Origin of the sequence: Parabacteroides sp. AF39-10AC, assembly GCF_003635405.1 — a bacterium.
GTDB classification, from domain to species: domain Bacteria; phylum Bacteroidota; class Bacteroidia; order Bacteroidales; family Tannerellaceae; genus Parabacteroides; species Parabacteroides distasonis.
Genome location: NZ_QTLP01000019.1, coordinates 20401 through 32006, shown reverse-complemented (window position 1 = coordinate 32006; position 11606 = coordinate 20401). Strand labels below are relative to the sequence as shown.

The 11606-nt window shown below is 50.9% G+C and carries 12 protein-coding genes; 3 read left to right on the top strand and 9 right to left on the bottom strand.

Annotation, left to right across the window (positions count from 1 at the left end):
- Nucleotides 1-192: 192 nt before the first annotated feature.
- Entirely contained in the window at nt 193-660 is a 468-nt protein-coding gene (locus tag DW033_RS16435) for a glucosaminidase domain-containing protein (protein WP_044545083.1), read from the bottom strand.
- 91 nt (nt 661-751) lie between these two features.
- Between DW033_RS16435 and DW033_RS16430 the strand changes: the two genes are divergently transcribed.
- Nucleotides 752-976: a DUF4248 domain-containing protein gene (locus DW033_RS16430; RefSeq protein ID WP_005856539.1), complete on the top strand. Its 225-nt coding sequence runs from the start codon at nt 752-754 to the stop codon at nt 974-976.
- A 1-nt stretch (nt 977) separates the two neighbouring features.
- Here the strand turns inward: DW033_RS16430 and DW033_RS16425 are convergent, their stop codons facing one another.
- Nucleotides 978-1418 carry an HU family DNA-binding protein gene (locus tag DW033_RS16425; RefSeq protein WP_122377405.1) on the bottom strand — a complete coding sequence of 147 codons (441 nt, stop codon included), beginning with the start codon at nt 1416-1418 and terminating at the stop codon, nt 978-980.
- A gap of 198 nt (nt 1419-1616) precedes the next feature.
- Here DW033_RS16425 and DW033_RS16420 point away from each other — a divergent pair, with 198 nt between their 5' ends.
- Entirely contained in the window at nt 1617-1862 is a 246-nt protein-coding gene (locus DW033_RS16420) for a DUF6722 family protein (protein WP_044545084.1), read from the top strand.
- A 249-nt stretch (nt 1863-2111) separates the two neighbouring features.
- On the opposite strand, the gene DW033_RS16415 is transcribed toward DW033_RS16420, so the two are convergent.
- The 7 genes from DW033_RS16415 to DW033_RS16385 form a co-directional block, all read right to left on the bottom strand.
- Nucleotides 2112-3854 carry a DNA primase gene (locus DW033_RS16415; protein ID WP_122382938.1) on the bottom strand — a complete coding sequence of 581 codons (1743 nt, stop codon included), beginning with the start codon at nt 3852-3854 and terminating at the stop codon, nt 2112-2114.
- Nucleotides 3851-5305 carry a DnaB-like helicase C-terminal domain-containing protein gene (locus DW033_RS16410; protein WP_121960923.1) on the bottom strand — a complete coding sequence of 485 codons (1455 nt, stop codon included), beginning with the start codon at nt 5303-5305 and terminating at the stop codon, nt 3851-3853. The genes DW033_RS16415 and DW033_RS16410 overlap by 4 nt, the downstream gene beginning before the upstream one ends.
- Before the next feature lie 3 nt (nt 5306-5308).
- A complete protein-coding gene (locus tag DW033_RS16405; protein ID WP_011966385.1) occupies nt 5309-5728 on the bottom strand; it encodes a hypothetical protein in 420 nt (139 codons plus the stop codon).
- Between the two features lie 525 nt (nt 5729-6253).
- Nucleotides 6254-7102, bottom strand: coding sequence for a glycosyltransferase family A protein (locus tag DW033_RS16400; protein WP_022192103.1), 849 nt, complete (start codon nt 7100-7102; stop codon nt 6254-6256).
- 5 nt (nt 7103-7107) lie between these two features.
- Complete coding sequence (locus tag DW033_RS16395; protein WP_005856556.1) at nt 7108-7860, bottom strand: glycosyltransferase family 32 protein; 753 nt, start codon at nt 7858-7860, stop codon at nt 7108-7110.
- Nucleotides 7861-7868: 8 nt separating this feature from the next.
- Nucleotides 7869-8996, bottom strand: coding sequence for a glycosyltransferase family 1 protein (locus DW033_RS16390; RefSeq protein WP_048927371.1), 1128 nt, complete (start codon nt 8994-8996; stop codon nt 7869-7871).
- Nucleotides 8993-10438, bottom strand: a complete 1446-nt coding sequence (locus tag DW033_RS16385) for a lipopolysaccharide biosynthesis protein (protein ID WP_005856560.1) — start codon at nt 10436-10438, stop codon at nt 8993-8995. The genes DW033_RS16390 and DW033_RS16385 overlap by 4 nt, the downstream gene beginning before the upstream one ends.
- 125 nt (nt 10439-10563) lie before the next feature.
- On the opposite strand from DW033_RS16385, the gene DW033_RS16380 reads away from it, so the two are divergent.
- A complete protein-coding gene (locus DW033_RS16380) occupies nt 10564-11601 on the top strand; it encodes a hypothetical protein (protein ID WP_122297337.1) in 1038 nt (345 codons plus the stop codon).
- The last annotated feature ends 5 nt before the right edge of the window (nt 11602-11606 follow it).

The following is an 11606-nucleotide window of genomic DNA, read 5'->3' as shown; positions in this document are numbered from 1 at the left end:
GGGAGAGTACCGCCAGCAGGAAGAGGCTGGCCAAGGCGAGCAGGCGGAAGTGGGGGAAAGGGGGGCGTGGGCTCCGTGGGAGTGTCGGTCGTGTCATGGGGCGGTTGTTTTTGGGGCGTGTGAGATCCTAGGTTTAGCAAGAAATCCAGCAGGCTGCGGACGAAGGCTAGTATTTGTCGTATCTTATTCATATCAATTGTTGTTTTTTAGGGATGAGTAAATCGGTTCGATCTCGCGGCAGAGCTGTACCAGCGTCTCCCGGTAGCGCTCCCGGTTGTCGCCGTTCAGCTCGCTGATGTAGGGGCTGTAGGCGATGGCCTTGGCGTAGTCGGCGGGGAAACGGCTCATGGCGGCGGCCTGCGGGTAGGAGCAGACGAGGAGGCGGGCGAAGTCGAGGTAGGAGTTGCGTGCCGAGTCGTAGCGGCGGAATAGCAACTCGCCCCGCTTGTATCGGGCGGTGACGCGGCCCCCGTGCCAGAAGGCGTTGCTCGCCCCGTAGCCGGTGATGCCGAAATGGTTGTTGGCCTCCCGGGCTAGGCGGGAGGTGCCCCAGCCGCTTTCTAGGGCGGCTTGGGCAAGGAGGATGATGGGGTTTAGGTGGAAGCGGTCGCCGGCGGACTGGGCGTCGGCAAGGTGGGTGGAGATATAGGCTTGTTTCATGATATATACGATGAATTATGGTTTGATTTTTCTTGGAAAATTAATCTTAAATTACTATCTTTGAATAAGTTAATAAATAAACAGCATCAGTATGGAAAAGCGGGAGACCGGTGTCGGCGCCTATTATTTTTGTGATATAGCGATGAGTTATTTTCCCTTATTGTCGAAGAAGAAAGCCTCGGATAAGCTGTCCCGGTGGATACGTGTCAGCGGGAAGTTGATGGAGCGGCTGGAGGAGTGCGGATGGCATCCCCGCCAACGGATCTTATCGCCCCGTCAGCGGGAGTGCATCGTTTCTCATCTAGGGGAGCCCTGAGTCAGATCTCGTCGGGGGATTCGCTGTCGCCTCCTCCCGGGGCGGGTGCGTCGGGCACGATCTTCTCGAACTTGGCGAGGCCGGTGACGCTCTTTAGCGTCACGCTCGGACGGAAGACGATCCGGGGACGTTTGATAAGGGAGGCGTTGAAGTCGGCCTCCAGCTTGGTGCCCTTGCTGCCGATCACGGCTTGGAAGTGGCCGAGATCGCCCAGCTGGACGGTCTCCCCTTTCTGGAGGCGTTGCTTGAGGATGTAGAGAAGGCCGTCTACCACGACCTGCACGTCGCCCCGGGAGGCGGTGCTGCGGTCGGCGATCTGGTCGCACAGCTCCTCGAAATCGCAGGTGCCGGTGGACTTGTTCACGGCGTAATACAACTTGGAGCCGGCGGCGGCTCCCTTGGTCATGTCTTTTCGTAAGACTAATCGGTACTTGATCGGCATAATGTCTGGTGTTTTATTGATTACGTCGTAAAGGTACGACATGCCGCCGGTGGGATTCCGGTCAACGGGGACGAAGGGGGGCGAGGTCGGGTGAATGGGGGTAAAGAGGTGATTTTAGGGGGGAGAATGCTTGTTTGTCAAGAAAAATAAGCGTATGTTTGCCTTATCAAAATTCGATTGACATGAAAAATTTACGGTATGAAAGAGAAAGACAAGCGGCGAGACGCGAGAGGTGAGTCCCGTGAACGGGCGAAGTGCCAGCGTGAGACGTTGGGCAAATATTTTTACGATTTGTCAAAACTGACGTTCACGGCGTTGGTGCTGGGTGGAATAGCTATGTTATTCCAATCGGAAAAGATAGAGATAAGTATGATTGGAATGTTCATGGTAGGGATCTTGTTCTCTGTCGGGTTAGCTTTCTGTGGTAATAAAATCTTGAAATAATAAAGAGCTATGAATCCATTGACATTTCTTTTCGGGGTAATGCTATTGATACTTGTGGTGTTTATCGTTTGGATGTACACGCCATCCGGCAAGCGTTGGTTGGATAGCATGAAATAAAAGGACTATCGTATTTCCGGTCCGGACACTACTGTGTTTGGCTTCGGATACTACTGTGTTGGCTTCCCAACACAATAGTGTTCGGTGCCAAACACAGTAGTGTTTTTTTGTGGGCGGCTGATGGTTGGCGGGTCAGCCCTCCACCCGCCTCACGCTCTGGCTTCCCAGCACCCTCCCGATCCGGTCGCTCAAGGCGAAACAATCCCTTAGTTCCCCGAGGCATGCCGCCCGCTCACCGGTCGAGGTAGCGGAGCGGAGGCGTGCGGCCGTGCGTTGTAGCCGGTCGTGTATGAAAGGCTCGGCGTAGAGGAAGAGCTGGCGTTCGGCCTCGTCGGGCAAGAGTTCGTCGGGGAGCCTTTCCGGCGGTCCCTCCTCCGGGTAGGAGGAACGGAGGGAGAGGATGAGGGCGGAAAGAGACTCGTCCGTGATCCCGTCCGGATGGCCGCCTCCCGAGAGGAGAGTCAGCAGGTCGAGATGGGCGGGTTCCGTCAGGGGCATCCCGCCGGTGGACAACTCGGAGGCGACCCATGCCGGGAGGGAGATACCGCTACCATCCCCGGCGTAGAACATCCGGTCGTGGTTGGCGAGGCAGAAACGCAGCAAGGCCCTTTCCCGGAGGCGTGCGGGAGGGAGGCCCGTCACTACTTCCGCCGGCCCTGTCCGGACAGGCTCGCCGGGAGAGGCGGACAACTCCTCACGCAATACGTCGAGAGGGATACCCGTAGCCTTGGAGAGCTCCTCCACCCGCTGGTACACGGCCAGCGGAGAGCCTACGAGACGGATCTCCCCGAGCACCTCCCGTATCCCCCCGGCGTCGGGTCCGCCTTTCCGCCCCGCCGCCTCCCGGATGCGGTGGCTCAGGTAATCCACCGCCTCTGTCCGCACGAGCCTGCGCAGCGCCTCGGCCCCTAGCCGGCGGAACACCTCGTCCGGGTCCATGCCACCGGGCAGGGGAAGGAGGCCCACCTCGCATCCCCGTGCCAGCAAGAGACGGGCGGAGCGGAGGGTGGCGGCCTGTCCCGCCGGGTCCGGGTCGAGGGCGAGCGTGACGTGCCCCGTCAGCCTCCGTATCATCCGCACGTGATCCTCGGTGAGCGCCGTGCCGCAAAGCCCGGCGGCGTGACGGATACCGGCGGCGTGGAAGGCGATCACGTCCTTGTAACCCTCGCATAGCAGCACGTCGCCCTCGGTGCGGACGGCCCTCACCGCCTCGTACAGGCCGTAGAGGATACGTCCCTTGTGGTACGCCTCGCTGTCATCGGAGTTGACGTATTTGGCCGTTCCCGCCCCCTCCGTTCCCCGGTACCGCCCGGCGAAGCCCGCTATCTGCCCTCCGGTGGTCCTTACCGGGAAGACAAGCCGCCTCCGGAAGCGCCTGAAGCCCTCGTGGGCGTCGGGCGGGCAGATACCTACCCCGAAGTGGGAAAAGGCCTCACGGAGCGCCCTGAGGTCTTCCTCGCCGTTCTCGTCCTCGCCCGTTATCCCCTCGGCGGGATCGTAGGGAAGGAGGGAGCGGGCGAAGGCCTCGTTGCCGCGTAAGATCGCCTGTCGTGCCTCGTGCCGTCCGGCCTCTTCCGTGCCCCGTTCCTCCTCCACCTCGATGCCATACTTGCGGGCCAGCAGCCGTACGGCCTCCTCGAAGCCGCATCCCTCCATGTGGCGCACGAGGCGTATGGGGTCCGCCGCCTCGCCGCAGCTGAAGCATTTCCCGATATTGAGCGCCGGGCTGATCCGGAACGAGGGGTGACGCTCGTCGTGGAAAGGGCAGAGCGCCACGAGGTCCTTGCCGGAGCGCCGTAGCGTGAGGTACCCGGCCGCTACCTCGTCGATGCGGGCGGTTTCCCGTACCCGCAGTAAAGTGTCACGTGCGATCATCCGAACAGGTCTTTATCCAGCTCCGCTTTCGCCGGTCTGCGGTCGTTCGGCACCGGCGTGCGGTCGTCGGTGAACCGGGTAACCCCCTTGTTGTGGCAGAAACGCACCTCCCCGGACTCTCCGTGCCGGTTCTTGGCGATCGAGAGGGTACCCCGGCCCTCGGTGGAGAGACGGGTCTCCGGGTCCTCGTCGATGTTCATCACGGAGAGGCGGCGGAGGAAGAATACCGTATCGGCGTCTTGCTCGATGGAGCCGGAGTCACGCAGGTCGGACAGCATGTTCTTCAGCGTGGGTCTCGCCTCGCAATTCCGGTTCAGCTGGCTCAGCAGCACGACGGGGATGTCGTTCTCCTTGGCGATCAGCTTTAGTTGCCGTGTGATGGCCGATATCTGGTCGTTCGTGCTCTTGCGGTCCTCGGAAGGCGAGAGCATCAGTTGGAGGTAGTCCACGATCACCATCTCGCACCGCCCCTGCTTCCGCCGGAGCGAGATCTGGTAACGCAGGTCGGCCACGCTCAGGTCCGTGCGCTCGTCGATCCATATCGGCAGTCGCTCCAGCTCGTCGGAGGCCCTTTGTATCCTCTTCATCTCGGGGGCGGAGAGGGTCCCTTTCAGGATCTTGGAGGGCTCTATGTCCGCTATGCATCCCAGCAGCCTGAACACCAGCTGCTCCTTCGACATCTCTAGGCTGTAGAGGCAGACCGGGTGCCCGTTCCTCGCCGCGTTCAGCGCCATGAAGAGGGCGAAGGCCGTCTTGCCTACCCGGGGGCGTGCGGCGATCACGTTGAGCGTGCCCGGCATCATGCCGCCCGTCATCCGGTCCAATCCCTCCAGGCCGGTATGTATGCCCGGCGTGCGTCCTTCCGTCACCCTGCGTTGTATCTCCAGCATGCGCTCCTTGGCCAGCAGGGTGGCTTCCTTCATGCCTACGCTGTTCGTGGCGTGCGAGAGCCGTTCCATCAGCCGGCCCACGTGCGAGTCCATCTCCTTCAGCAAGGCCTCCGTGTCACGGTCCGGCCGTGAGGCTTTCAAGGCCGAGTCGTAGCAGCTCAGCATGAACTGCCTCGCCACGTAGGCCTCCCGCAGGTGCCGTGCGTGGGTAGGCATGTACTCGTCGCTGGTTTCCAGATACCGTCCGCCCAGCGCCAGCTGGTACAGGTCGGTGGCCAGCGTCTCCTTATCGGGCGCTATCCTCCGCAGCTCCTTCTCCACGGAGAGGGCGTCGGCGCTCTCCCCCCGGTTGTAGATGTTCAGGTACGCCTCGAAGGCCATCGCCACTTGCGGTAGCGTGAACATCTCCGGCAGCAGTTGCGCCGCCAGCGTGGGCATATGCCGGTGGGAGGCCATAAGCCCCGATAAGATCGCTTTCTCGATCTCCTGCTCCTGCGGGAGGGCGAGGCCGTCGGGCAGTGTCGCCGGGCGGTCGTTCTTGTTTTTGCTCGTGTTTGCCATGCTTTACTCCTGTTCTTGTTTGTCGTTATCTTTCTGTATCTTCTCCTCCTTGATGAAGAGGGACTTGTAGAAGGGTACCTTGATGGCGAGGCCGTTTCCTGCCTTGATCTTATGGATCATGTTTTCCTCGGCCAGCTCGTTCAGCGCTTTCCTCGCCGCGTATAAGGAACATCCCAATGCCCTGGCCATGGTCGTGATATGGATGATGCACTGCCCCTCGTAGATAGATACCCGCTTGCCGCCGGCGTATCGATAGTTGTAAGGCTTGTTGGCTAGTTTACCGAAAATGTATATGAACACGCCGATCTTAAGGCGTGTTTTGTTCTTCGGATAGTAATCTTGCAGTAATAGGTCGATAAATAACCTCGGAAAACGTGTGTAACCTCCACTTTTTAACTCTTTGACGCTAACTGTCTGTTTCATTGTACTTTGTATTGTTTTGAATGGTGAAAATAAAGAATCGAACCTAGTTTCGAACCCCCGATCGAATGGGGGGTTTAAGGATTAACAATCTGTTAAATAGTGGTTTGTCTTGAATAGGTGTCTATTTTTCGAATGCCCTTTTTAACGTCATTTCGCACTATATAAGATATAAATAGGTATTTATAATAAAAATAAAAGAATAGAAAACGAAACGTTTCCTTCTTTTTTTGAATTAATAATTATTTATTTTGTATCTCATTAAATCAACTTATTTGTATTTCCTACTTTCTTTACAAAGGTAAGGTTATGTTTTGGTTTATGCAAGCATTATTATTGGTTAATTATTTTGTTTTATAACATGGTATAATTTTTTCTAATGTGGGTTTAAATGATTAATTTGATTCTTTATTATGACTAGATTGGGGTGAGTAACCTTTTGCTTAAAAATGAATTTATTATCTTTAAAAAATTATGTTTGTTATAGAGACGGGGTATATCCCGTCTCTTATTATATGATAATGTTACTTATTTAATTAAATTAGATTCCTCGTCTTGATACTTTTCTTGTTTGGTGAAAAGCTGGTGTATGTTCCTTAACGCTTTGTATACCCTTACTTTTAGGCTATTGAGCAAGGAGCCGTCTTGACCCACCGTTCCGTACCCTGTGACGGCCCTCGCCTTGCGATCGTGAATGAATACGATCTTACCTACTTCTCTTAGATGCATGGCTAATGTACCGTCTTCTCCTCTTTTTATATCTACCCGAATCCCGATTCTCCGGGCCGGCTCTGTATGATAGGCGAAAACGAGCCCTCTTACGCTTAGTTCCGGGCGCTTGAATGATAGAAAGTATAGATAGATATCCCGTGACAACTCGTAGAAGAACAGGTCGAGCCTTGAGTGTCGCTCATCCGGGATATAGCTCCATGAGGAGCAGCAGGCTACGTTTCCCGGAATCCGCAAATGATCTACTAGGATCTGGACGTATAGGGGAGGGTACATGGTATCTGCGTCGATATTGATATGGTATCTGCCTCGTGCGTGGTCTAGTCCGCATTGGCGGGCATATCCACAACTATGTCGTTTTTCCAAATAATGCGGGAGGCCTACGAGACGGAATATCTCACCGGTCCTATCGGATGAATCATTGTTTACGCCGATGATCTCCACGGGATATTCGCATCTCATCTCACTCAGCGCCCATAGGCAAGGCAATAAATGCCTCTCCTCATTGTAAGCTATGACGGATACGGTAACCACGGGCTCGTCGCTTTGTACCTTCGCTAGTTTTTGCTTGATTTCTTGAATGATCCCCTCATGGACGTTGTCTAGGGGTTGATTGTATATGGATATGTATTTTTTTGCCCATTTCATGATAATTATCGTTTTAATAGCATCTTCTCCAAAGACCTTACGGCCTTGTATCCGAATATCTTGATGAATAATGTCCGTGTACGGTAGTAGGCGAAAGCCTTATGCGAAAACCATGAGTTTTGGTAATGATGAATCGCATGGGTCTCAGGGGTGAGGAATACCTCTCTCGAATCGAATACCTTAGGCGAGAAGTATTCCTTGGGCAAGACATAGACAGCCTCTCCTAGGTCTTTTTTCTTCAGATCGTCGATATTGCTACCGCTGGGCATGTTTATGACGGGCTTTAGACGGAGTATGGTCTCGTTCAGGATCTCCGGTAGCATACGGATATCATAACTTCCGTCTTCACGTATGAAATTTCGTCCTTCATAATAATCCAAGCAGCATTTGATCCAGTCACAACCTTTTTCGGCTCCTAATATGGCCGCCTCAATCGTACCGGAAGTTTCCGCCCCGACGAAATAGGGCAGCTCAAGAAAGTTATCGAGGCTCTTCAGTATCTCCACGTCTGAGTCTAAGTAGATTCCTCCATGGTGGTAAAGAGCGTACAACCGGATGTAATCGGCGGCGAACGCGTATTTCTTGGTGTTGAACGCTTGCTCTACCCATGGGACTTCGTGGATGTTAAAACGTTTCGTGTCCCATAAAATGATCTCGTAGCTAGGAAGGTGTTTTTTCCAGCTATCAAGGCAGTCTTGTATTTTCCGTGGATATGGATCACCACTTAACCAACAGAGATGTATGATTTTAGGAATCATGGCTTATTCTATTTTTTGTTTTCTATATCAATTTCACTTAATACTTTACTCATTTGGCTCTCCCACGAAAGCGATAGGACGGACTCCCTGATCTGGCAGGGAGATAGCGTTTGCCCCCTATGAAATTCCAGGATAGCGGGAATCTCGATCGGGCTTTCATCTGCTTTGGCTTTCAGTATATAAGACTTTCCCTCGAAATCACTGTCCATCTCGGAGTAAATGAAAGGGAGTCCTCTTGCTGCGTACTCTCTGTTTTTCAGTGTTTTGATGTGGGTGATGCCGCTTCTATGGCGTGCGAGGCTCCCTATGCCCATATCGGCCTGTTCGAAGAGCTCATCCAATTCTTCCCCGTGTCTCATCCCGTGTAGGATCACATATCTCTCTAAGTTATATTTCTTGATGAGTGGGAGAATATCGTTCTCTTCCCGTTTCGCCGCGAAATTGCCGACGATGTGGAAATATACATTATATCCGGAGTTTGCTTGGTAATAATTGACTAAGCCTTTTACTAGGCGGTCGAAGCCATGCCAGTAATGGATTTCCGCCACCCCGATCAAGTGGAGCTCATGGCTCGTGTCGTTTATGTGTTTCTTTAGCTTGATTTGTTTGAAGTCTATCCCGTTCGATATTTGTATGGTACGGCTACCGAATATTGTTTGGTAATCGGAAAAGGTGATGACCCCGCTTAACCGCTTAGCTAACGTATGGCGGAAGCATTTGTCGATAAGCAGCGTTGCCTTACGGGAGAAACCGATATATTCTTGGTCATAGGGGTATGTAGGTATCTCCATGACCACTTTCACGTGGTTTTTACGCATCTGCCATACCATGTGGAGCGTGAAAGGGTTCGCGTTATTGTCTGAGCGCATATAGACGAGGTCGATACCTTCTTTCCTGACGTATTCCACTATAGAGGAATACTCGATTCTTTTAAGGATCTTGCCTTTTATGCCAGTTCCGTAATCCCGTAAAATCTCGGAGTCGATCATGCGTAGTTTCCTGCCAGCTGGTTCTCGCATGTAGCAAAGCCTTGTATCCACTCCGCATGCCTGTAAAGCGTCTACTTGATATTGTATCTTCTTGCTGATCCCGTTCGCCGGGTTAAATCCATGGAATATAAGGAATAGGGCTTTCATCTTTTTATCTTTGATTTTAGGAAGTTAATTATGTTATATACGCCACTCAATTGAATATATATGCAGGAGATGAGAACGGCAATAACCGCTTTTATGAACAAGTTTGCCAGCTCCGGTAATATAATGGATGATTGGTGGATAGACCATAGGCATACTATCAATATACCCACGAGCGGAGCTGGGGAAATAAGTTGTCTGATTAAAGACGCTAGGCTGCGTTTTAGCGTCACTTTATACATCCATACATAACATTGTATGAAATTGATGGCGAAGGTCGCACATATACACCATGCGACAGCTTCGAGGCTCTTGAATATGAATATGCCGGCGAGGATGCCTGATACGTTCAATAGGGCTGAGAATACGCCACATATGAACAGGCTTTTCGTATCGTTGGCTGCTTGGTAGATGGAGCCGGAGGTGGACAGGATGATCTGTATGCCTACGGATAAGGATAGGATCTGAAATACGGGAACGGATGGCAGCCATTGGTCTCCGAATAGGATGAGCGTAATCTCCTTGGCGCAAAACCATAATAATACTGATAATGGGAACCCGATGAATGCTAGGATGCGGATGACTTTCTCGTAGGAGAGGGCTAATTTAAGCGGATCATCTTGAAAATTGGAGAAGACGGGATGCATGACTGGTGATATGACATGTGTTATGTTTTGCAACGGGAGCATCATCAAGCGGTACGACTTCTCGTAATATCCTAAGGAATTCATACTCATATACTTTCCTATTAATAATTTATCAAGGTTTCTGCTGAAGTAATTTATCACATTAAACATGAATTGATATGCGGAATAACTGAATATCTCATGAATGGATTTTGATCCAAATGTGTATTTTAATTTCTGGGGCTTTTTTCTTATGGAAATAATGAATATAAGGATGCTTGAGAATATAGGATTGATAATTAAGGCATATAATCCAGCTCCTGATATAGCTGCTAAGATTGCTATGATTCCTCCAATGCATTGAACAAATAAACTCCTGTATGCTATAAATTTAAATTCTTTGTCCTTGAATAATAGTGCGTTTGGAACGATGTTGGCTGAGGCAAAGAATAAGTTGAAAGATAATAAATGACATATGGATAGCAATGAACTCTGTTTGTAAAATAAGGAGATTGGCCATGATGACAAGAAGAATAAAATGGAGATCCCTATCCCGGTCCATAGTGTAAAAGAGAATATATCGTTAAGTTTATCCTCTGTTAAATGCTTGTTTTGAATGATAGCTGGAGCGATCCCTAAATCACTGAAAATACTGAAAAATGAAATGATGACGGTGGCGATCGCTACGACCCCGAATTCCTCTGGATCGATCAGCCGGGCCAGTACACCTGCCACGGCTAAAGAAATGATGATTCCTGAGTATTTTGATATAGCTGTATAGATTATTCCAGATGCCAACTCTTTTTGTATTGATGCCATATTTTTCTAGTAGAGGTGTATTATTCTCCTAATAGGCAAATATATGTTTTTTATTTAAATTATTCATGAGGTGTTCCTTATTTTCGATAAAAATACATACCTTTACATTAAAACAATAAAATTAAATGAGAGTCCTATTTGTCTATAAAGAGAAAAATGGGGATAATTTATTTGTTCCCGTGATTCGAACGAGGCTTTCTGTTCATGGAATAGAGGCTATCAGCTCAGTTGATGAGTTTTGGAATCCATCCCGGTCTTATGATATCATCCACATTCATTGGCCTGAGGAAGTGGTGGGATGGAATGTGAATGACGTGGATATCGATAAGCGGCTGGAGACCCGGCTGAGATATTTTAAGGAGAAGGGCTCTCGGGTTTATTATACGTGCCACAACTTATCCCCTCATTATGGAAGTCCTTTGCATCAAGCTTGCTATAGAGTGGTAGAGAGAATGGCCGATTGCATGGTACACCTCGGTAACTATAGTCTAGGCAAGATGGCCGGTCTATATCCTGATTGTAGGCATGTCCTAATTCCTCATCCGATTTATCTGGGCGCTTATGACGATACTCTGACGAGAGAGGCGGCAAGAGAATATTGGGGCATTGACCGGAGGACTTTTGTGGTTACGGCGTTTGGCAAATTCCGGAGGAGAGATGAGGTCTGGATGACGTTGAAAGCTTTTTTCTCTTTGCCTCGAAGGAAGAAGCTCTTGCTGGCCCCAAGAATGCTTCCGGGGAGTTATCCGAAGCCTTTATTGTCCGTAATACGTTGTTTATTACATCTTTTAGGGGTACGAACGGAGAATAATGAGCGGATTATATCAGATGAGGATTTACCGTATTATTTTGCGGTGTCTGATGTTGTCTTTATACAGCGTTGCGTTATCCTTAATTCCGGAGTAGTTCCGATGGCTTTCTTGTTCGGGCGGGGTGTCATTGGCCCTGATAGCGGGAATGTGGGTGAATTACTGAGGGTGACAGCGAACTTGGTCTTTTCCCCCTCGGATCAAGGGTCTGTCAATTCAATGCTTCGCTCTGCCATGAACATGGATTTGGACGATTTAGGAGCTAAGAACCGGAGGTATGCCGACAAGTATCTCCATCCCGATAAGATAGCCGGTCTTTATGCGAAATGTTATCATTTTGAGGAATCGCATTGATCCCT

Bases quoted from the DNA above. Each gene is read 5' to 3' on its own strand.
- DW033_RS16430 (WP_005856539.1), top strand. From the start codon at position 752: ATGGAAAAGCGGGAGACCGGTGTCGGCGCCTATTATTTTTGTGATATA.
- DW033_RS16415 (WP_122382938.1), bottom strand. From the start codon at position 3,854: ATGATCGCACGTGACACTTTACTGCGGGTACGGGAAACCGCCCGCATC.
- DW033_RS16435 (WP_044545083.1), bottom strand. From the start codon at position 660: ATGAAACAAGCCTATATCTCCACCCACCTTGCCGACGCCCAGTCCGCC.
- DW033_RS16395 (WP_005856556.1), bottom strand. From the start codon at position 7,860: ATGATTCCTAAAATCATACATCTCTGTTGGTTAAGTGGTGATCCATAT.
- DW033_RS16380 (WP_122297337.1), top strand. From the start codon at position 10,564: ATGAGAGTCCTATTTGTCTATAAAGAGAAAAATGGGGATAATTTATTT.
- DW033_RS16385 (WP_005856560.1), bottom strand. From the start codon at position 10,438: ATGGCATCAATACAAAAAGAGTTGGCATCTGGAATAATCTATACAGCT.
- DW033_RS16400 (WP_022192103.1), bottom strand. From the start codon at position 7,102: ATGAAATGGGCAAAAAAATACATATCCATATACAATCAACCCCTAGAC.
- DW033_RS16410 (WP_121960923.1), bottom strand. From the start codon at position 5,305: ATGGCAAACACGAGCAAAAACAAGAACGACCGCCCGGCGACACTGCCC.
- DW033_RS16420 (WP_044545084.1), top strand. From the start codon at position 1,617: ATGAAAGAGAAAGACAAGCGGCGAGACGCGAGAGGTGAGTCCCGTGAA.
- DW033_RS16405 (WP_011966385.1), bottom strand. From the start codon at position 5,728: ATGAAACAGACAGTTAGCGTCAAAGAGTTAAAAAGTGGAGGTTACACA.
- DW033_RS16390 (WP_048927371.1), bottom strand. From the start codon at position 8,996: ATGAAAGCCCTATTCCTTATATTCCATGGATTTAACCCGGCGAACGGG.
- DW033_RS16425 (WP_122377405.1), bottom strand. From the start codon at position 1,418: ATGCCGATCAAGTACCGATTAGTCTTACGAAAAGACATGACCAAGGGA.